Genomic DNA, 21,124 nt, shown 5'->3' on the forward strand with positions numbered 1-21,124 from the left:
TCTCGGACTTGTCCGATTCCATACATCCCCGTTTTTTTGAATGATCCGGAGCAATCAGGCCGAACAACGGAGGGCAGATTGCCGGTTACATGTACATTCCGCCTCAATAGTAAGCCCATGTCCACGTTGCATTGCGACGGTGTTGGTGACTTTGCGGCTTTCTCGGGAGACGGCAACGGTAAGAATAATCCCGCCGCCGCGGCTATTCGTGATGTTGGCCCACTTCCGCCCGGTCATTACTACATCGTAGATCGCGGCTCGGGCGGCATCTTTTCACACATCAAGACATGGGCCTATGACATCTACAACCATACCGAACGCGGTAAATGGTTTGCACTATTCAAGGCGGATGGCGAAATTGACGACTGGACGTTCGTGGACGGCGTGAAGCGGGGTAACTTCCGACTTCATCCGCACGGCAGACAAAATCTCAGCGAAGGCTGCATCACACTGGCCGATCCGGTTGCGTTCTACAGACTGAGAGATCGCCTTCTTCACACGACACTCATAGCTCTGCCGGGTGGGAAGGGTTTCGCATATGGCACGGTCGACGTCCAATGAATATCAAAAAATTTGCAATCCGGTGCGGTGCGGTGGCAAGCGTGGCCATATTGGTCAACATACCTATTGGCATGTTTCTGTTTTCGAGTTTCATGGATCGTGCAGTGTTTTACACGACCTCTGCACTTCATATTTATGGTGATGAAGCGATTGGCGACTTCCTTGTCGGCGCCGCGTTCTTTCTCTCTTTATTTGTAGCACTGCTTCTTGTGTTGATTGTGACTCGCACTGTTGAGTGGCGTAAGCGGAGACCATCAAATGTCAAATGACGTTTTTATCAAAATCGATGGCATCGCGGGGGAATCACAGGACGCGGCGCACCCTGACGAGATCCAGATTGCGAACTGGATCTGGAAAATGTCCCAGCAAGCATCCGCGATGTCGGGATCTGGCGGAGGCGCGGGCAAGGCAACGGTTGAAGACCTTGTGTTCTTTCATGATGTAGACCGGGCGAGCCCTAATCTGATGACGTACTGTTTGACCGGCAAACATATCCCCACGGTCGTCCTGAGCATGCGCAAAGCGGGCGGCGTGCCGTTTGACTTCCTGCGAATCACCATGAGCGATGTTGTCATCACCGGTGTCGAAATGTCCGCGAGCTATGAACAAGTTCGTCTGTCGTTTGCCAAGGTGAAGCAGGAATACATGGTGCAGAATGCCCAAGGCGGAAGTCGCGGTGTCGTGACGGGTATGTTTGACATCAAGCAGAATGCGGCTAGACGTTAGTCAGTGACATGCCGAGACCGGCCAGAGGTCTATTCCTGAGACCCGCAATGAAGACAATGACAGCTACTTCTGGCGCGACGCCGCTCATGTCGTCCAAGAAGCCAACCGGAGCATCTAAGGTTTGCTGAAACCCGTCACCCCCGTCGAATAACAAGTGCCCCGAATCGAACCCCGCGTGCCACCCAGTAGCTTGCTAAGTTAAAACTTAACCGAGTCTGTGAGACCGCTTCACCGCGGCAAAAAAGTTATCAACAGATTCTGTTCGCAAATCTGTGCATAACTATCCGGCAAAAACCGCAAGCTGTTGATGCGATTGCCATTTTTACCGTGACGCCGAAGTTGGGCAGCGCTCGCGCCGAGCGCGCGTCATTCGCGCACCGTGCCACGCGCCGCGTCGTCGGCAACGTGCGCGTGACGGGCTTCTTCGCGCCATTGCTGACGCGAGCGAACCATTCGGCGCACCGCGAGCCGCGCCATCTTGACCCAACCCGAAGGCCGCGGGTCGGCCAGCATGCTGAGAGCGCGCGCGTAGTCGAGCGTGAGGCCGGGTGTCCACGCCATCGTCGCGGCTCGCTTGCGCACTTGCGCGGCGACCCACAGTTCGGGTGTCGAGATCACGCGCAGAAACGGCTGCCAGCCGCCGAGGTCGCCCCACACACGCGACGAGGCGCCCTCGATCGCCGCCTCCAGGGCGCGCGAGACACTGCTCGAACAGTTGCGATGCGTGAGGTTGTACGTCGTGTCCTGTCGATACGTGTCCCAGAAGCGGCGCAAGCGCACCGGATCGTAGTTGCGGATGCGCACCTGAACCGTCGACGGACACCACGCTTTCGATTCGGTCGGGTAATCGGGCTGGAATAGCCCCGGCACGTCGTTCTCGCGCGTGGCGCGCAGAAGCCGCGCGAAGTCGTCGGGCGAACGATCGATCTCGACACCGGGATACAGGCTGATATAGACGCCCTCGGGCGATTCGAGCGCGGCATGGCCGGTCGATATCACGCCGTTGCGATCCACCGCCGCGATATAGCGATCCACGATCAATTGCCGACGTGCTTCGCCCTTGGCCGAACCGACCGGCGTCCACACGTGCACGGTCAAAGCGGCTTCGTCGGCGGCGGGCGGGCCGTCCCATTCATGAGCAATCAGACGGCTCGCGGCGAGCGCGCTCGCCGCGGCGATGCCGGCATCCGCCGCGGAATTACTCGCGACCACCGCGGGGTTCGTCGCGAGCCGCCGCACCCGCGCGCTCAGCAGGATCATGTTCCATCCGCCAAAGATCAGGCCGAGTCCGACACAGTACGGCACCGTGCCGACGTAGTGAGTCGGATAGGGTTGATAGAAGAAGATTGCCAGCGCGATTTCGACGGCGCCGCCGATCATCGCGAGCCGCCAAGTGCGAAAGCGGACCACTTTGGCCGAGACGATCTGCAGGAGGCCATCCGCGAGAAAGAGCGTGCCGAAGATCATCGACAGAATGAAGTTGCCGTGCTGGTGACCGACCAGAATCAGCGCGGCCGCGGTGGTGAACCCGATGCCCTTCACATAGCGCAGCGTGCGTTGCCCGCCCATGCCGGTCCAGGCAACGGCCAGCGTGGCGAGGCCTTCGAGCAACAGCAACGAGACGAACGGGGTGATGGGAAAATAGAGCGCGCCATCGAGCGCGTCGCTGAACACGAAGACGCCGAGCAGCACACTGATGCAACCGACGATCCGCAACGATCGCCAGCGCGTGCGCAAATAATCGACGCCCAACAGAATCATGACCAGACGAACCATTGCGAGTCCTCCGTGACTGATGCCTTCTGCTGATCGCCATCTTAACCATTTTCGCGGCGTGGGCGCGCAGCGGGTCTACGTGAACCACGAAGCGAAAGCGCACATTCGCCGTGCCTCGCTCAAGCGTCTTTGTGCCGCTCATGCCGATGCGCTTTCGCGCTCGATCGATCAGGCATGAAAAAGGCCGGCGCGAACAGACTTCAACGCGCCGGCCTGCAACGAACCAGAAAACCAGAAGCTGCTTACGCCGCCCTGGCTTGCGGCATCGCTTCGCCGCCCTGCTCGCCGCCCAATGCGTCGAGCAGATCGCTTAGCATGCGGTCGAGTTCGGCGGTCATCAACGTGACGTCGGAGTCGAAGCGTTCGTCGTCGTTTTGCGCGGTGGGATCGCTCGCTTCCTTCAGCACGTCGAGCGGCGCGATGCGCTTGATCGTCAGCGACGGTGTCAGCACGAACGACACGCGATCGTTCCACGTCATCGCGAGCCGCATGCATTGCTTGCCGGCTTCGATATGACGGCGCATATCTTCGGCATCCAAAGTATGTCCCACATAGCGCACGGTCGCGTTGCCTTCCGTGGGCGAGCGCAACTCGGTGTCCTGGTCGAGCGTGAAGCCGGCGGGACCAACGCCTGAGAGCAGCCATTCGGTCATGGCGGCGACCGGCGAGTGCGTGACGCGCACCGTGCCGAGCGGCAATTGATCGATCGACTTGACCAGCAGGCCGCGCACTTCATCGGCGACCGCTTGCGAAGCGGCGTCGATCACGAGCCAGCCGTTCTTGCAATCGATCCACACGCGCGTGTCGCGGCGAATGCTGAAGGCGCGCGGCAACAGTTCGTCGGTGACCTGTTCCTTGAGTTCGCGCATCTGCTTGCGGCCGGGTTTGAAGCCTTGCTGATCCTCGAGTTCTAACGCGCGTTCCTTGGTCACTTGCGTGACGACCGACGCCGGCAGCAGTTTCTTTTCGGCGCGAAACACCAGCAACATCTGGCCATTGAGCGAGTACACCAGCGAGTCGTTATCGCGCGGCGATGCCCAGCCATGGCTTTGCATCTCGACGCTGTTGCCGGGCGCGAACGCGTGCGGCGCGAGCCACTTCTGCATCTGTTCTGGGGTGACGGACCACGGAGCGGGAAGACGGTGAAGCTGAAGGTTTTTGAACCACATGGGCAGAGTCGTGTACGGGCAAAGCGCACCATTCTATCTGACGATAGACGTCGCGCGGTCGGCCCGACGGACTCTGTTACTTCGTTCGAGCACTCAGCACCGAACGGGTGATTTTCAAATATGGATAGAAAATCCTTTAAGCGACAGACCGATTATCAAACCCGGCCTTACGCTGGAGAATGCGCTTCATCCACTTCAACGCTCTCTGGAACGCGCCATGTCCACCTCTTCCCTGTTCCGAGTCGCCCGTCATCTGCTGCTCGCCGCGAGCCTCGCCGGCGCCTTGAGCGCCCACGCCGCAAGCGACGCGGACCTGCCCGTGCCACACCACGTCGCGGTTGCGTCGAACTCGGCGCAAAGCGCTGAAGTCGTGCGGACCGCGCGCCGCTACGCCGCCTTCTGGAACACCGGCGACGAAGCCTACGCGAAGCTCGCGCTGTCGCCCGTCTTTGTCGACCGCACCTTGCCGGATGGACGCCCGCAAGGCCCTGAAGGTCCGCTGCAAGCGTCGAAGGGTTTTCGCGCGGCGGTGCCCGACCTGCACGCGGAAATCGACGACCTCGTGGTGGCCGGCGACCGCGCCTCGGTTCACCTGCATTTCCGTGGTCACTTCACCGGGCAGTTCCAGAACCTCAAAGGCAGCGGCCAGACCGTCGACTTCCAGGCCTTCGACCTGTATCGCGTGAAGGACGGCCGCATCGTCGAAAACTGGCATCTCGAAGACAATCTGACGCTGCTCAAACAGCTCGGCGCAATCAAGCAGTAATGGTTTAGCCGGATCCGTTTTGAACGCGCTTTACGTTGAAATCACCTAGACTTTTTGACAAGCACGTGATTAGACGGAGGCGGCCATGGCCGATGAAACCGCACCCTGGCAAATGGTGGAATACGAGGGTTTCGAGATTCACGTAGCGCCGTTTCTGAAAAACCCGCCCAAGGAAGGGCACACGCCGACCGCGGCGAATAAACGCTACACGTATATCGGCTACGTTTGCCATCCGGGCGCGGATCCGGCCATTCCCGGCCACGCGGTGCCATTTCACCCCGACGGCGAAGAGAGCTTCGCCGGCGAAGACGAAGCCCTCTATGAAGGCATACACGTGGGACGCAGCATCGTGGAAGGCACGCATCCAGACCTGACGGTGTTGCCGCTGGTGACCGGCGGCGTGTGAATCTCTGGCTTGCGCTGATTTGCGCTTCAGTGAGCTGTTTGCACGCCCGACGGCGAGTCGTGCTTCGCCAGCAGGCGCAACGCCAACTCCAGCATCCGCTGATTGGCGCGTGGGGGCGTGAACGTCTCGACCTTTTGCAGCGCGGCTTGCGCGAGACTCCGGCGCAGCTCGGTGTCCGTCAGCAGGCGCTCGATGGCAAGCGCCATCGCGTCCACGTCGCCGACCGGCACCAGCAGGCCGGCCTTGCCACCTTCCAGCATATCTCGCGGACCGGTCGGGCAATCCGCCGACAGCACCGGCGTGCCGAGCGCCATCGCCTCGCCGAGCACCACGGCGCAACCCTCGTAGCGGCTGCTCAAGACGAGCATTTCTGCCTGCCGGATATAGGGCAGCGGATTGGCACAGAAGCCAAGAAACTGCACCGATGCACCGATCCCCAGTGCGTCGGCGAGTTGCTCGAGCTCGCGCCGGTCCCGCCCCTCGCCGATCAGGACGAGCGCCGCCTCGCAGCGGCCGCGCTCGCGTAGCTGGGCGTAGGCTCGCAGCAAGGTCTTGTGGTCCTTCTGACCTTCGTCCAGACGCGCCACGGAAACGATGAATGATTCAGCCGGACGCTTGATCTCCGCGCGCGCTGCGTGCCGCAGCGCGTCGACGTCGATCACATTCGGCAATTCGACAATGTCCATGTCCTGGCCGGCCGTCGAAAAGAGTTCGCGCGCCTCGGCCAGCATGGCAGGGATCAGCACGGTGATCGCCGAGTAACGCGCATAGTGCCTCACACGCCGGGCGATGTACCGCTCGCTCTTGCCGCCGAGCCGAGCCGCGAGGCTGAAATGGTTCACACCGAACCAGGGCACATTGCAACTGCCCGCCATATGACGCAGCGAAAAATCGAAATCGCAGACCAGATCGTGCTGCTTCGCGAGGCGCCGCATACGCAGCGCCGCCAGCGGCCGGATCATGCCGTAGGTCAACAGCTTGTGCAACAACTTCTCGCCGGCCCCCAGCTTGCGCCCGCGCGCCGCCTGATGCAGCGCGTACATCCACTTCGACGAGGCGAGCACGTGGACGGGCACGTCATCGGGAATCGACTGCGCGCGCCAGAACGCCAGGTCGTCGGTCGGGTACGCCACCGACAGGCTCGGCGCAAACAGCCGCCGGTCGAGCGCCTTCAACCACGATAGCAACGCGGTCTCGGTGCCGCCTTTGCCGAAATCGTTGATATGAAACAGGATGCGCAGCGGGGTGCGGTCAGCTTCAATAGAGTGAGGGTTCACGTTCGTCATCAAGGTTATTCGCCCAACTCTGCTGTCGGCGCTTCGCGCCGCTGTTCACTGCGTGCCACCGTGGATTGCCCACGTGCAGTCTCGGTCGACGTTCCGCCTGGCGCGCGAGCCTGCTCCGCGCAGCCCAGCAGCAGGCCCGCGAAAGCCCAGAACGCGAGCATGGTGGTCTGCCACATGAAATCGTCCGTCGTATTTTTCGCGATCATGCCGGCCACTAGCGCAATGCCCGCGGCGCACAGCCAGGGCTTGACCCGCCGCAGCCGCCAGAAACGCGCGACGAGGCACAGCAACAGCACGGTCTGCAGCACCACACCAATGAATCCCGTCTGCAGCCACGTGTTGATGAACAGGTTGTGCGCATGCGTCAGCGCTTGCGGTTCGACCGCCAGCAAACTGGCCGGCATTTCGCTGCGATAGACGATACCCGGCAGCGGCTTGCCGAAGCCCACGCCGACCCACGCATGACGCTCGGCCTCGCCGACATAAAACGCCCACAGCTTCGGACGCGTGTCGGCCGATACCGTGTCGCCGATCGCGGACAGCGAGCCTGGCACATAGACCTGATGACCCTCGATCGCCAGATCGTGTAACTGCGTGGCAGGGGGCAGGGCCGCAGTGCGCAAGCGGGAACTGAGTTCGAGCGTGCCGACGCCGGCCGCGCCCACCACGGCAATGACCAGCAACGCCAGCGGCAGGCGACGCCGGTACAGCGGGAACAGCGCGACCAGCAACGTCGCGGCGGCCGCCGGCCAGAAGAACCGGTTGAGCGTTGCCAGTCCGATGAACAGGCACAGCACGATGCCGCTCGCGCCGATCACGCGCCATCGCGGCCGCAGCAAGAAGCCCGCGAAGAGCGCCATCGCAAATACCGCGAGCGTGCTGGTGTGGCCGACGCGGTTATAGAAATGCATTGGGAAGGTATTGGCGGTGGGCGGCTGCAGATGCCCCCAATTGAGCGCGCTGATCAAGGCGACCGCCACGCAGGCGATCCAGTTGACGGCCACCACGGGCTCGGGCCGCCGCAGTTGGGTGCCGAATAGCCAGAAGCCCCAGAACGACACCAGCGGATAGAGCACTTCGTCGCACCACGCGTGCAGACTGATCATCGGATACATGGACCACGAAACCGAGGCGAGGCTCCAGGCAGCCCAGCCCGCGATAGGCAGCGCCAGCGGCCAGTGCCATAGCGAGGGCCGGTCCGGCGACCAGGCCGCCGCCACCACGCCGAGCGCCATCAGGGCGAGCGCATTGAAGACGATCGCCGTCATGTGGCCGAACATCACCACAAACAGAATGACCGGGCAGGCAACCCAGAACACGCGCTCCACTCGCGCAGCCGTGTGAGTCATTACACTTTCACCAGAACATTTTGCAATGCGTTGTATACCGACTCGACCGACAGCCGGCCCATACAGTCGGCATGGTCACCGCGCCACGCGACGCAGGTCGTCTCGTTGCGATCACAGCGGCGCACCCATGCTACCTCGCGGCGGAAAATAAAAGGCTGATCGCGGCACGGCATATCGGCGATCGTAATCGGCACGAAGGGCACCTCGCGCCAATAGCGGCCCGCGCCGTGAATCAGCGCGTTGCCTGGCCCGAACAGCGCGAGGGTCGGCACCCCAATCAGACGCCCCAGATGCGCGACGCCGGTATCGGGACAAACCACGGCTTGCGCGCCGGCAAACAGATGCCATAACTCGCCGAGCCCGAGCCGCGCCGCCAGATTCGGATGATGCGGGTCCGGGTCGATCGCGCGAATCAGTTCCGCTTCGCCCGGACCGCCGGTCCATACCGGCAGATAGCCGAGCGCTTCCACGCGTTGCGCAAGCTCGCGCCAGCGCGCGTTCGGCCAGCGTTTGACGCTGGTGCTCGCGCCCGGGTGCAGCACGACGTAAGGCTTCGTCAGCAGCGACGGTTCGGGCAGCGCCGCGTGTTGCGGCGCGCTCCAGTCGCTCGGCCGGTAGGCGCGCGGCGGCGGTCCGTCGATCAGTTCCGCGGCGAGGTCGGCCCAGGCCGCCGCCGTGTCGGGATATGGCACGCCGCGGTTGAGTGGCCAGTTCTTCCAGGCCGGCCGATCGCCCGCATGTCCGACGATCCAGCGGCAGCCCGCGCCCAACGCAAGCCAGCTATGACGATTGTCGCCGAGCACCATGCCGAGGTCGTAGGGTCCGGAAAGCAAAACGTCGCGCACCGACTTCACATCACGCGGATCGAACGGTAAGGCTGTGACGTCGAAAGGCCGCCCGGCATACAGCGGAACGATCGCCTTCGGACAGGCGAGAACGATTTGCGCTTGCGGATGTTGCGCGCGCAACTTGGCGAGCAGCGGCGTGAGCAGCAGTGTGTCGCCCAGCAATAGATGATGCGCAATCAGGATACGGCGCGGGTGCCGTGGCTCGCGGCGCAATGGCTTGATCAGCAGTCGCGGGATGGCCCGCGCAAAAATACGAAGACGCCCGGCAAGCCGACTCATAGGCTCATCGGCGCGTGGGTTCCCGCCGCGATCTTGCTGTACGCCGATACCCGGCGCGAGGTCGCGTTCGCCATGCACAATCTCCAGCGGTATTCTTCCCGAAGGCCTCCAGTGCAGCGGCGACGGCCCCGTCGCGGCGGGCTGGCGCGGCTCGGGACGCGCCGCCTTTTTGCCCGCCGCCTGTCCAGGCCGGCATGGAAAGCTCGATGAAATAAGTGGGTGTTCGGCTCGAGTTGAGTTCGAGCGTTGATAGCTTGAAATTATAACATGCGCCCCTGCCGCGGAACGACGCAAAACCGCGCCAGGCGGCCCGCCCGCCCCTTCTGTGACAGGGGCGTGGCGGTCTCTAACGCGCGGCGTCGATCTGCCGAGCCAGCGTCAACAGCGCGCTCACGTGAGCGGTCACGCTTGCGTCATAAAGCACCGCGTCGCGGGCGAGTTCCGGCGGCGCGCGACGCGTGCCGTCGCGATGCACGCGCACTGCCCGTTCGAGAGTGGCGCGCAGGTCGGCCAGGTCGTTCGGCGCGAACACGAATTTCGCATGCGGGGCGATCGCATCGCAGCAGCCAATGCTCGACGGGAAAATGACCGGCGTGCCGCACATCACCGATTCGATACCGACCAGCCCAAACGGCTCATACGTGGATGCGAGGATCGTGAAGTCCGCAGCCTGGTAACACTCCGCGAGTTCTTTCACATAGCCGATATAGCGCAGCCGCTCGGATGTGCGCGCGGGCGGCCGCCCGGCCACGGCCACCACCACGGGCAGCGACGTGTCGCGCAATGCGGCTTCGATGAGCGGCAGCCCCTTGCGCTCGTGGCTGCTCGACGGGAACAGTAGGACGATCTCGTTGTCGGCGAAACCATATTTGTGACGCAAGGTGGAGCGCGTCGCGGCATCGGTCGGCGCGAAGCGCGTGCCGTCCACGGGCGGATACAGCACACGGATCTTCGCCTCGTCGACACCGTACAGTTCGCGCAGTTCGTCGTGCATCAACTGCGAATGCGCCACGACGACTCTCGCGCATTCGTACTGGCGGCGCTCGAGCGCAATCTGCCAGCGGTCCGAACGCTTCTGCGCGCGCCCCGTCGCCCGCAAGAACCCGAGGTGCGTGCCGCCGCAGATCGCCACCTCGGACGAGTCGACGCGGTTGCAGCCAATAAGCACATCGACGTGCGCTGCGCGCCGCGCCGCGCGCAAGCGCCACGAAAACCAGCGGTCGCGCAGCTTGCCCGGCAGGAACGAGACGTTGATGCGATGCGGCTCGACCAACTTGCATTCCGGCAGCGACGCGTCGAACCGACGCGCGAAGAAAGCCGGCTCCACGCCGAGCGCGGCGAGGCCGCGCACCAGATCCATGGCGTAGCGCTCGAGACCGCCGCTGTGCCGCAAGGCGTTACTGGAGAGTCCAAGTTTCTTCATTCAGACAGCGCGCGCCTGCGCCTCGTCAAATGTTAAGGGGGTCGGTCACGCGCGGTCCGGCTAGCGGACCGCGTGAAGGGAGAGCCGAATGGCGGATTGACGTGTCGTGCTTCAGGCCGCGGTCTGCTGGAACTGGATGCGGTGCAGATGCGCATACAGTCCGTCTTGCGCCAGCAGTTCGCGATGGCTGCCGCTCTCGACGATCCGCCCCGCTTCCATCACCAGGATGCGGTTGGCGCGCTCGATGGTCGACAGACGGTGCGCGATGACGAGTGTCGTGCGGCCCTTCATCAAAGTTTCCAGCGCGGCCTGCACGTGGCGCTCGGACTCGGAATCCAGCGCCGAGGTCGCCTCGTCGAGAATCAGGATCGGCGCATCCTTGTAGATTGCGCGCGCAATTGCCAGACGCTGCCGCTGGCCGCCCGAGAGCATCAGGCCGTTGTCGCCGACCAGCGTATCGATGCCTTTCGGCATTGCCTCGACGGTGTCCCACAAGTTGGCCGCGCGCAGCGCCGCCTTGACCTTGTCGGGATCGGCGGCCTGGCCGTACGCGACGTTATTCGCGACCGTGTCGTTGAACAGCACCACGTCCTGGCTCACCATCGCGATCTGACTACGCAACGCGTGCAGGTCGTACTCGGGGATCGCCACGCCGTCGACCAGGATCTGGCCGCCGGTCGGATCGAAAAAGCGCGGCAGCAGATTCACCAGCGTGGTCTTGCCGCTGCCCGACGGACCCGCGAGTGCGACCATTTCGCCCGGCGCCACTCTGAACGACACCTGGTCGAGCGTGTGGCGGTTGTGCGTGGCGTTGGTGCTGTAGTTGAACGAGACGCCCCGGAATTCCACTTCACCGCGCGCGCGCTCGAGCGGCTTGCCGCCGCCTTCCGGTTCGGACGGCTCGTCGATCAAACCGAAGATCAGCTCGCACGCCGTCATGCCGCGTTGCAGCGGCTGGTTCACGTCCATCAGATGCTTGAGCGGCGAGATGATCAACAGCATCGACGTGACGAAGGCGACGAAGCCGCCGACCGTGGTCTGATCCGACGACGACTGCACCACGGCGATCGTAATCACGACGGCGAGCGCGATCGACGCGAGGAACTGCGTCAACGGCTGCGCAAGGCCGCCGGACACGGTCATGCGCATGGCATAGCCGCGCAGACGCTTGCTCATCGCCTCGAAGCGGTCCATCTCATACTGCTCACCGTTGTGCACCTTGACGACCTTGTAGCCGCCCACCGATTCTTCGACGATGTACGACAGTTCATTGGTCAGCAGTTGATGTTCGCGGTTCAAACGACGCAACCGGCGGTTGATCTTGCCGACCAGCCAGCCGATCGCCGGCAGCAGCACCGCGACGATCAGCGTCAGACGCCAGTTCAGATAGAACAGATAGCCGAGCAGGAAGACCACGGTGAGCGAATCGCGCACCAGCGTGACCAGCACACTCAGCAGCACGTTGAGAATCTGGTTCACCTCGAAGACGATCGCGTTGATCACCGTACTCGCGGTTTCGCGCTGGAAGAACGCGACGCTCGTGTGAATCATGCGGCTGAACATCTTCAGGCGCAGATCGAGCAGGATCTTGTTCGTCACGTAGGCAAGCAGATACCCGGACGCGTATTGCGACACGCTGCGCACCAGTGCGAGGCCGATCACCGCGGCCGGCACGAACCACTTGGTCTTGTCGTTGGCATGCGCGCCGAAGCCCTTGTCCAGCAGGGGCTTGAGCAAGGCGGGGATCGCCGCGTCGGTCGCGGCGCTGACGGCCATTGCGACGATTGCGCCGAGGAGAACCCACATCAACGGCTTGATATACGGCCATAGCCGTTTAAAGACGACGGCGGCCGATGACGCCTCACCTGAACCGATGGGTTTGCTTAACGTTGGCTTCGCGCTCAAGGAATCCTCTGAGAATGCGGAACGGCAACCGCACGGCGGACGGAATGCCGGCCGGGCGGAATATCAAAAAAGAGCATTGTAAACGGTTGGGGGTGGGCGTCGGCGGATAGAGGCTGGCTGTGTATACTCCTCGTGCCACTCGCCTGGCGCCACCCGCTTGCGCGATTCGTTCCGTCATTCCGCCCTCACGCTACTCAGGTATGCAAGAAACCACCCTTGGCGTCGCCATCATCACCAAAAACGCGGCGGCGCGGCTGGCTGAATGCCTGCAATCCGTGGCCTTCGCCGATCAGATCGTCGTGATCGACGGCGGCAGCACCGACGGCACCGCCGAGATCGCCCACGCGCACGGCGCCCGCGTGATCGAAGAGACCGACTGGCCGGGCTTCGGCCCGCAAAAGAATCGCGCGGTCGACGCGCTCAGCACCAGCTGGATTCTTTCAATCGACGCCGACGAGATCGTGTCGCCGGAACTGGCGGCGGCGATTCGCGCGGCGCTTACCACCCCTACTGCAGACGTCTACGCGGTAGACCGGTTGTCGAGTTTTTGCGGCCACTGGATTCATCACAGCGGCTGGTATCCCGACTGGATTCCGCGCCTCTTCAAACGCGGCGCGGCGCGTTTCTCCGATGACCTGGTGCACGAGCGGCTGGTGTTCGATACACCGGCCCAGCGCCTCACCGGAAAGTTGATGCACTACTCCTACGAGGACTTCGAAGGCGTGTTGCGCAAGCTCGATGCGTATTCGACAGCGGGCGCCGAGCAACGTCATGCGGCGGGTCAGCGCGGCAGCTTCGGCAAGGCGCTCGGGCGCGGTGCATGGGCGTTCGTGCGGACTTACTTGCTGCGCCGTGGTTTTTTGGACGGCCGCGCCGGTTTCATGATCGCGGTGTTCAATGCGGAGACGGTGTATTACCGGTTTTTGAAGCTGGCGCGTTGGGGGGAGAAGGTGCGGCGGTAGGCGTCGGCACGTGCGTCGCGAAACGCCAGCAGCCTTGCCGCGACGCCGGGCGCCCGCGCCAGTGATCCCCGCCTGATAACGGGCATGCGCAACGTCATTCGCTCCGCAATGCTTCGACGCGCACAGTGCGCCATCAGCTCTGCCCGCGCCGGTGGCGCGGGCGCCACCACCGATCAATAGACGATCTCGATCGAGCTTCCCGCGAACTCGCCTCGCAAGGCTGCGAGCAGTTCGTCGGTCGGCTTCACACGCCATGCGTCGCCCAGACGCATTTCACCTTCCGCATTCTGGCTGCGATAGACCACCTGCACGGCAAGCCCATTCGGAATCTGTACCGCCTGACGCTGGCCACCCCCGCCATAGCCGCCACCATTACGGCCACCGCCGTTCCCACCACCGTTTCCGCCACGCGATGAAGCCGCCGGCGCCGCTGCCGCTTGCGGCTCGTCTTTGCCGGCGCTATGCGCCTCAAGCACGCGACGCAACGCCAGCGCGTCCGCATTGCCGTTCATCTGCACCTTCACCGCCTCCGCGTAACGGCAGCGCGCGCGGCCGAGATCCATGACGGTGTCGACGGTGAAGCGGATGCCGCCCGTGAACGCGTCGTTACGCGCCTGGCCCTGCACGACCAGCAGTTCGTCTTCCTTGAACAGCTGCTTGTGCGCTTCGAACGTCTCGTTGAACACCGTGACTTCGCATTGGCCGGTGCCGTCGTCGAGGAGCGCGATCAGCATCTTGCCGCGCTGAGTCATCTGCGTGCGCAGCGACGCGATCACACCCGCGACCAGCTTGTCGCGCCCTTCTTTCAGTTCGCCGATCTTCTGGCGCACGAAGCGGCGCACTTCGTCTTTGTATGCGTCGAACAGATGGCCCGACAGGTAGAAGCCGAGCGCGGCCTTCTCTTCCTGCAGCTTTTTCTTTTCCGGCCACTCCGGCTCGTCGACCAGTTCGTGACCTTGCGACGGCGCGTCACCCATGTCGAACAAACCCGCCTGCAGCGCATTGGCGCTCGCCTGTTCGGCGGCTTCCATGGCGAGCGAGACGGACGCGATCAGTTGCGCGCGATTCGCATGCAAGGTGTCGAACGCGCCGGCGCGGATCAAGGCTTCGACCGTACGGCGATTGACGATGCGGCGGTCGACCCGGTTGCAGAAATCGAAGATGTCGATGAACGGACCTTCTTCACGCGCGCGCAGGATTTCCTCGATCGCGTTCTGGCCGCTGCCTTTGATTGCACCGAGTCCGTAACGGATCGTTCTAGAGCGCTTGCCATCAGGCTCGCCCACCGGCTCGAAGCGGTACGCGGACAGATTGACGTCCGGCGGCAGCACCGCCATCTTGTTCGTGAGACAGTCTTCGAACAGGATCTTGACCTTGTCCGTGTCGTCCATGGCGAGCGACATATTCGCCGCCATGAATTCCGCCGGATGGTGCGCCTTCAGCCACGCGGTGTAGTACGCGAGCAGCGCATACGCGGCCGCGTGCGACTTGTTGAAGCCGTAGCCCGCGAACTTCTCCATCAAGTCGAAGATTTCGTCTGCTTTCTCGCCGGTCAGCCCGTTTTTCGAGGCGCCCTGGCGGAACAGCTCGCGGTGCTCGGCCATTTCCTCGGCCTTCTTCTTACCCATCGCGCGACGCAGCAAGTCGGCGCCGCCCAGCGAGTAGCCGCCGATGATCTGCGCCATCTGCATCACCTGCTCCTGGTAGACCATGATGCCGTAGGTCTCTTTCAGAACAGGTTCGACACGCGGATCCGGATACTCCACCACTTCGCGGCCATGCTTACGCGCGCAGAAGCTCGGGATCAGGTCCATTGGGCCCGGACGGTACAGCGCGACCAGCGCGATGATGTCCTCGAAGCGGTCGGGTTGCGCGTCTTTCAGCATGCCTTGCATGCCGCGGCTTTCCAGCTGGAACACGGCGACCGTATTCGCTTTCTTCAGGATCGAGAACGACGCCGGGTCGTCGAGCGGCACCTGCGCGAGCGACCAGTCCTGCTTGGACGGATCGAGGCGGCGGATATAGCGCTCGGCCCAGTCGAGAATCGTCAGCGTGGTCAGACCCAGGAAGTCGAACTTCACGAGGCCGACGGCTTCGACGTCGTCCTTGTCGTACTGGCTCACGACGCCGCTTTCATCGCCCTGCGTGTACAGCGGGCAGAAATCGGTCAGCTTGCCGGGCGCGATCAGCACGCCGCCCGCGTGCATGCCGACGTTACGCGTCAGGCCTTCCACGCGCTGCGCGAGTTCGAGCAGCTGATGCACTTCGTCTTCGTTGTCGAAACGCTCCTGCAGGAGCGGCTCTTCTTTCATCGCGTCGGCGATGGTGACGTGCTTGCCCGGCTTGAACGGAATCAGCTTGGCGATGCCGTCCGTGAACATGTAGCCGAGATCGAGCACCCGGCCGATGTCGCGCACCGCCGCCTTCGCCGCCATCGTGCCGAACGTGGCGATCTGCGACACCGCGTCCGCGCCGTACTTTTCCTTCACGTACTGGATCACGCGATCGCGGCCGTGCTGGCAGAAGTCGATATCGAAGTCGGGCATGGACACCCGCTCCGGATTCAGGAAACGTTCGAACAGCAGGTTGTAGCGCAGCGGATCGAGGTCGGTCACGCCGAGCGCGTACGCGACCAGCGAGCCTGCGCCCGAGCCCCGGCCCGGTCCGACCGGCACGCCGTTGTTCTTCGCCCAGTTGATGAAGTCCGCCACGATCAGGAAGTAGCCGGGAAAGCCCATCTTGATGATCGTGCCGCACTCGAATTCGAGGCGCTCATAATACGTCGCGCGTTGCGCGGCGCGCTCGGCTTCATCCGGATACAACTGTTCGAGACGCTTTTCGAGGCCCTCTTTCGACAGATGCACGAGGTAGTCGTCGAGCGACATGCCGTCGGGCGTCGGGAACAGCGGCAGCTTGGGCTTGCCGAGTTCGAGCGTGAGGTTGCAACGCTTGGCGATTTCCACCGAATTGGCAAGCGCCGACGGAATGTCCGCGAACAGCGCCGCCATCTCTTCCTGCGTGCGGAAGTACTGCTCGGACGTAAAGCGCTTCGAGCGGCGCGGATTCGCCAGAATGTCGCCTTCAGAAATGCACACGCGCGCTTCGTGCGCGGTGAAGTCGTCCGGCGTCATGAACTGCATGGGATGCGTGGCGACCACCGGCAATTTCAGCGACGCCGCGAGCGCGACCGCCTGCTGCACGTACTGCTCGCCGCCCGGCAGACCACAGCGCTGCAACTCGATATAGAAACCGCCCGGGAACACCTTCGCCCAATGCAACGCGTTGCGTTTGGCCGCTTCTTCATTACCCGCCGCGAGCGCGAGGCCGATGTCGCCCTGCTGCGCGCCGGACAATGCAAGTAGTCCAGCGCCCAGGCCGGATTCGAGCCAGCCGGCCTCGATCTCCGCGCGACCGCGATACTGATTCGTGAGCGACGCCTTGCTGAGCAGTTCGCACAGGTTCAGATAGCCGAGCCGGTCTTTCACCAGCAGCAGCAAACGGGAAGGCTTGTCGCGGTCGTCTGGATTGGTGATCCAGACGTCGCAGCCGGCAATGGGTTTGACCCCTTTGCCGCGGGCTTCCTTGTAGAAACGGACGAGGCCGAATGCGTTGCCGAGATCGGTGAGGGCGAGCGCGCCCTGGCCGTCTTTGGCCGCGGCCTTGACGATGTCGTCGAGACGCACGATGCCATCGGCAATCGAGAATTCGGAGTGAACGCGGAGATGAACGAAGCGGGGATCTGACATGGGCGACATTGTAACTCCACCCTTCCGGAGTTTTCAGGCCAAAACCACGCGCTAGCCGATCGGCTTAGGACGCGAGCGCGCGAGCCGCGTGTGCAGGCGTTCCTGAGGTGGCGGACCATGCGAACGGCCGCTCGGGCGAAGCGAATCCGCAGCAAGTTCACGAACGGTTTGCGCTACCGCAACCCATTGGCCATTCGGCCGAGTCGGGGAAAGCGCCGGGTTGAGAGATAATACGGGTTTCGCCCTATTCGACGTGGCCGCGCCGCATGGCGTTTGAAGGCGGGCAGCCCAACGCGCCCCGTTTTCCGCAAGGCCCGGCCACTTCTTACCGCTGGACGCTCATGAGTATCGTCAATCTCTCTTCGTACCATTTCGCGACTATCGAAGACACCGCTGCCTGGCGCCCGTTCGTCGCAGAACGCTGCAACGCGCTTGGCCTGAAGGGCACCGTTCTGCTCGCGCCGGAAGGCATCAACCTGTTCGTCGCCGGCACGCGCGAAGCCACGGACGCGTTTATCGACTACATCCGTCACGACGCCCTGTTCGACGGCAAGTTCGTGAATCTGCAGTTCAAGGAAAGCCTGTCGGACAAGCAGCCGTTCACCCGCATGCTGGTCAAGCTCAAGCGCGAGATCATCACGATGAAAAAGCCGGCCATCCGGCCGGAGCTCGGCCGCGCGCCGTTCGTCGACGCGCCCACGCTGAAACACTGGCTGGACCGCGGTCACGACGATCAGGGCCGTCCGGTCGTGATGCTCGACACGCGCAACGCGTTCGAAGTCGACGTCGGCACGTTCGACAACGCGCTCGACTACCGCATTACGAAATTCAGCGAGTTTCCCGAAGTGATCGAGCAAAATCGCGCCGACCTGGAAGGCAAGACGGTCGTGTCGTTCTGCACGGGCGGGATTCGCTGCGAAAAGGCCGCGATCCACATGAAGGAAGTCGGCATCGAGAACGTGTACCAGCTCGAAGGCGGCATTCTGAAGTATTTCGAGGAAGTGGGCGGCGCGCATTATCACGGCGACTGCTTCGTGTTCGACTACCGCACCGCGCTCAATCCGCAACTCGAGCCCAGCAAGACCACGCAATGCTTCGGTTGCCGCGCGGTGGTCCCGCAGGAAGCGCAAGAATCGCCGTTGTACGTGGCGGGCAAGACGTGTCCGGAATGCCATCCGGACAGCAAGGCGGCGCGCGCCGCGTGATGGTGGCGGCGCAGAACGCCACCACTCGACCATGACCTATCGCGGACGTTTCGCGCCCTCGCCCACCGGGCCGTTGCATTTCGGCTCGCTGGTGAGCGCGCTCGCGAGTTGGCTGGACGCACGCGCGCATCGGGGCGCATGGCTCGTTCGCATTGAAGACATCGACGGCCCGCGCACCGTGCCGGGCGCCGCCGAAGACATCCTCGCCACCCTCGAACGCTTCGGCATGCATGCCGACGAACCGCCCGTCTGGCAAAGCACGCGGACGGCGCGCTACCAGCAAGCGCTGGAGCAATTGAAGGCCGCCGGCATGATCTATCCGTGTGGCTGCACGCGCAAGGAAATCGCCGACTCGCTGGTCAACGCGCACGCGCGCAATACGACCCTCGCCTATCCCGGCACCTGTCGCGACGGCCTGCACGGCAAACCGGCGCGCGCATGGCGCCTGCGCGTGCCCGACGGCGACAGCGCGGTCATCACGTTCGAGGATCGCTGGCAGGGAAAGCAGACGCAGAATCTCGCCACCGAGGTCGGCGATTTCGTGCTGAAACGCGCGGACGACCAATGGGCTTATCAACTGGCGGTGGTCGTGGACGATGCGGACGCGGGCATCACGCACATCGTGCGCGGCGCGGATTTGATGGATTCAACGGCGCGGCAGATCTATTTGCAGCGTTGCCTCGGCGTGCCGACGCCGGAGTATTTGCATGTGCCCGTTGTCACGAACGAACAGGGCGAAAAACTCAGCAAGCAGAACGGCGCCACGGCACTGGATATCGACAAGCCGCTTGAAGCGCTATGCGCAGCGGCACAGCATCTTGGGCTCGACTTGGAAAGCGCTGCGGCCCATACGACGCTTGACGGCTTTTATGCCGCCGCCACGGTGGCATGGGCAAAGCGGGTGGGCTTACCAGCAGCGTGAACGCGGTTCACGCCTAACAATGATCTCGCCGTGCGCGGCTGGCTGCGGCAACCAGCGCGCTGCGGGGTGAGCTTTCGAAGCGCCCTAAATTTTGCCGCGCCGCCGGCGGCCCCACTACCGGCGCAAGCCCAGCCCGCGCCCCAGGCGAACCGCACCCGAGCCACTCCAGCGAACCAAAAATCAGGAAGAAGACGACGACTTCCTCGGCATCCCAAATCCGCCCAGCAGAGCTGCCAAAGGCTGCTTGGAAGCCGTCTTTTGCGGCGCAGCGGAAGCAGCGGCCTCCTCGATTTTACGAACCGAAGAAGGCGACGGCTCATAAGGCTTCAGGAAGAAATCATCCACGGGCTGAGCGCGATGATGATGCGGCCGGTCGAACGTACCCGACGACGCACCCGTGCGCCGGCGGCTGCCGCGGTCCTCACGGCCGTCGCTGCTGCGTTCACGACGCGGCGCGCGTTCTTCATGGTGGTGCCGCACCGGCGCTTCCACCGTCAGGCGTTGCACGTCCAGAGGACGCTTGATCAGCTTCTCGATATCGGCAAGCTGCTTGCGCTCGTTCGGGCTGCACAGCGACAACGCATCGCCCGAAGCACCCGCGCGGCCGGTACGGCCGATCCGGTGCACGTAGTCTTCCGCGTTGAACGGCAGATCGAAGTTGATCACCGCCGGCAGTTCGGCGATATCCAGGCCGCGCGCGGCGACATCCGTCGCCACCAGCGCTTCGATCTCGCCGCGCTTGAACGCGTCGAGTGCCTGCATCCGCTCATTCTGCGTGCGGTCGCCGTGAATCGCGGTCGCGACCACTCCGTCGCGCTCGAGGCTGCGCGCCAGACGGCTCGCGCCGATCTTGCTGTTGCAGAACACGATCACCTGCTTGAGGCCGCGTTCGCGAATCAGTTGCACGACCGCGCCGGTCTTGTCGCCCTCGGCCACTTCGTACACGACCTGCGTCACGTTGGTCGCGGTGGAGTTGCTGCGCGCGACTTCGATGGTTTGCGGGTTGCGCAGATACGTGGCGGCAAGCTTCTTGATTTCGCCTGAGAACGTGGCCGAAAACAGCAGCGTCTGACGTTCTTTCGGCAGCAGGTTCAGGATGCGCTGCAGATCCGGCAGGAAGCCCATGTCGAGCATCCGGTCGGCTTCGTCGAGCACGAGAATCTGCACCTGGCCGAGATTGGCCGTTTTCTGTTGCACGTGATCGAGCAGACGGCCCGGCGTGGCGATCAGAATCTCGACGCCGCGGCGCAGTTGCTCGGATTGCGGATTCATATCCACGCCGCCGAACACCACGGCGCTGCGCAGCGCCGTGTGCTTCGCATACGCCTGCACGTTCGCGGCGACCTGGTCGGCCAGTTCGCGAGTCGGCGTAAGGATCAGCGCGCGCACCGGATGGCGGGCGGGCGAAGCGCTCGTGCTCGCCTGCGGCAACAGACGCTGGATGATCGGCAGCGAGAAGCTCGCGGTCTTGCCGGTGCCGGTTTGCGCGGCGCCCATCATGTCACGGCCGGCCAGCACGACAGGGATCGCCTGCTCCTGGATCGGCGTAGGGATGGTGTAGCCCGACTCTTTGACGGCTTTCAGAATGTCGGGCGCGAGGCCGAATTGATCAAAAGTCGCAGTGCTGGGCGTGACGGCTGTGTCGGACATGGTGGCTTTCGCTAAAAATGCGCTTGGCGCGTACGCGCGGCAGCGGTCGGAACCGCAGAGGGCATTGTGATGAAGGCGGAGCCACGGCGTTCCGCACGGGACCCGTCAATATTGCGGGAAAAAATGCGGCCGGCTCCGGCCGGCG

General features: G+C 63.4%; 17 protein-coding genes. 8 read left to right on the top strand and 9 right to left on the bottom strand.

What is annotated here, in order from left to right:
* The first annotated feature begins 117 nt into the window (after positions 1-117).
* From P0D73_RS19355 to P0D73_RS19365, 3 genes are read left to right on the top strand one after another with little or no spacing between them, the layout of a single operon-like run.
* Positions 118-561, top strand: a complete 444-nt coding sequence (locus tag P0D73_RS19355; RefSeq protein ID WP_132375324.1) for a DUF2778 domain-containing protein — start codon at positions 118-120, stop codon at positions 559-561.
* Positions 558-830 (top strand): hypothetical protein, encoded by a 273-nt coding sequence (locus P0D73_RS19360; protein ID WP_132375326.1) that lies wholly within the window; start codon positions 558-560, stop codon positions 828-830. The genes P0D73_RS19355 and P0D73_RS19360 overlap by 4 nt, the downstream gene beginning before the upstream one ends.
* A complete protein-coding gene (locus tag P0D73_RS19365) occupies positions 820-1,287 on the top strand; it encodes an Hcp family type VI secretion system effector (RefSeq protein ID WP_408432542.1) in 468 nt (155 codons plus the stop codon). The genes P0D73_RS19360 and P0D73_RS19365 overlap by 11 nt, the downstream gene beginning before the upstream one ends.
* 366 nt (positions 1,288-1,653) lie before the next feature.
* Here P0D73_RS19365 and P0D73_RS19370 read toward each other — a convergent pair whose 3' ends face one another.
* Together P0D73_RS19370 and P0D73_RS19375 are read right to left on the bottom strand one after the other, a co-directional pair.
* Positions 1,654-3,063 (bottom strand): HdeD family acid-resistance protein, encoded by a 1,410-nt coding sequence (locus tag P0D73_RS19370; RefSeq protein WP_132375329.1) that lies wholly within the window; start codon positions 3,061-3,063, stop codon positions 1,654-1,656.
* A gap of 242 nt (positions 3,064-3,305) precedes the next feature.
* Entirely contained in the window at positions 3,306-4,232 is a 927-nt protein-coding gene (locus P0D73_RS19375; protein WP_132375331.1) for a recombination-associated protein RdgC, read from the bottom strand.
* A 217-nt stretch (positions 4,233-4,449) separates the two neighbouring features.
* Here P0D73_RS19375 and P0D73_RS19380 point away from each other — a divergent pair, with 217 nt between their 5' ends.
* Both P0D73_RS19380 and P0D73_RS19385 read left to right on the top strand, forming a co-directional pair.
* Positions 4,450-4,998: an ester cyclase gene (locus P0D73_RS19380; protein WP_408432544.1), complete on the top strand. Its 549-nt coding sequence runs from the start codon at positions 4,450-4,452 to the stop codon at positions 4,996-4,998.
* A gap of 85 nt (positions 4,999-5,083) precedes the next feature.
* Positions 5,084-5,404 carry a hypothetical protein gene (locus tag P0D73_RS19385; protein ID WP_132375335.1) on the top strand — a complete coding sequence of 107 codons (321 nt, stop codon included), beginning with the start codon at positions 5,084-5,086 and terminating at the stop codon, positions 5,402-5,404.
* A 26-nt stretch (positions 5,405-5,430) separates the two neighbouring features.
* Here P0D73_RS19385 and P0D73_RS19390 read toward each other — a convergent pair whose 3' ends face one another.
* The 5 genes from P0D73_RS19390 to msbA form a co-directional block, all read right to left on the bottom strand.
* The gene (locus tag P0D73_RS19390; protein ID WP_408432546.1) at positions 5,431-6,690 is read right to left on the bottom strand and encodes a glycosyltransferase; all 1,260 of its coding nucleotides are present in this window, start codon (positions 6,688-6,690) and stop codon (positions 5,431-5,433) included.
* Between the two features lie 5 nt (positions 6,691-6,695).
* The gene (locus tag P0D73_RS19395; RefSeq protein ID WP_408432548.1) at positions 6,696-8,039 is read right to left on the bottom strand and encodes an O-antigen ligase family protein; all 1,344 of its coding nucleotides are present in this window, start codon (positions 8,037-8,039) and stop codon (positions 6,696-6,698) included.
* Positions 8,039-9,166: a glycosyltransferase family 9 protein gene (locus P0D73_RS19400; protein WP_408178070.1), complete on the bottom strand. Its 1,128-nt coding sequence runs from the start codon at positions 9,164-9,166 to the stop codon at positions 8,039-8,041. Before P0D73_RS19400 ends, P0D73_RS19395 begins: the two co-directional genes overlap by 1 nt.
* Positions 9,167-9,512: 346 nt before the next feature.
* Entirely contained in the window at positions 9,513-10,589 is a 1,077-nt protein-coding gene (locus P0D73_RS19405; RefSeq protein ID WP_408432550.1) for a glycosyltransferase family 4 protein, read from the bottom strand.
* A 111-nt stretch (positions 10,590-10,700) separates the two neighbouring features.
* Positions 10,701-12,494, bottom strand: a complete 1,794-nt coding sequence (msbA, locus tag P0D73_RS19410) for a lipid A export permease/ATP-binding protein MsbA (RefSeq protein WP_132375345.1) — start codon at positions 12,492-12,494, stop codon at positions 10,701-10,703.
* A 200-nt stretch (positions 12,495-12,694) separates the two neighbouring features.
* On the opposite strand from msbA, the gene P0D73_RS19415 reads away from it, so the two are divergent.
* Positions 12,695-13,456 (top strand): glycosyltransferase family 2 protein, encoded by a 762-nt coding sequence (locus tag P0D73_RS19415; protein ID WP_408432552.1) that lies wholly within the window; start codon positions 12,695-12,697, stop codon positions 13,454-13,456.
* A gap of 173 nt (positions 13,457-13,629) precedes the next feature.
* Here P0D73_RS19415 and dnaE read toward each other — a convergent pair whose 3' ends face one another.
* Positions 13,630-17,211: a DNA polymerase III subunit alpha gene (gene dnaE / locus P0D73_RS19420; protein WP_408432554.1), complete on the bottom strand. Its 3,582-nt coding sequence runs from the start codon at positions 17,209-17,211 to the stop codon at positions 13,630-13,632.
* A 332-nt stretch (positions 17,212-17,543) separates the two neighbouring features.
* Here dnaE and P0D73_RS19425 point away from each other — a divergent pair, with 332 nt between their 5' ends.
* Positions 17,544-18,407: a sulfurtransferase gene (locus P0D73_RS19425; protein WP_408432556.1), complete on the top strand. Its 864-nt coding sequence runs from the start codon at positions 17,544-17,546 to the stop codon at positions 18,405-18,407.
* 31 nt (positions 18,408-18,438) lie between these two features.
* Positions 18,439-19,329: a tRNA glutamyl-Q(34) synthetase GluQRS gene (gene gluQRS / locus P0D73_RS19430; RefSeq protein WP_408432558.1), complete on the top strand. Its 891-nt coding sequence runs from the start codon at positions 18,439-18,441 to the stop codon at positions 19,327-19,329.
* A 180-nt stretch (positions 19,330-19,509) separates the two neighbouring features.
* On the opposite strand, the gene P0D73_RS19435 is transcribed toward gluQRS, so the two are convergent.
* Positions 19,510-20,979, bottom strand: a complete 1,470-nt coding sequence (locus P0D73_RS19435) for a DEAD/DEAH box helicase (protein WP_408432560.1) — start codon at positions 20,977-20,979, stop codon at positions 19,510-19,512.
* Positions 20,980-21,124 lie beyond the last annotated feature (145 nt).

The organism is Paraburkholderia sp. RL18-101-BIB-B (genome assembly GCF_046026985.1).
Lineage (GTDB): Bacteria > Pseudomonadota > Gammaproteobacteria > Burkholderiales > Burkholderiaceae > Paraburkholderia.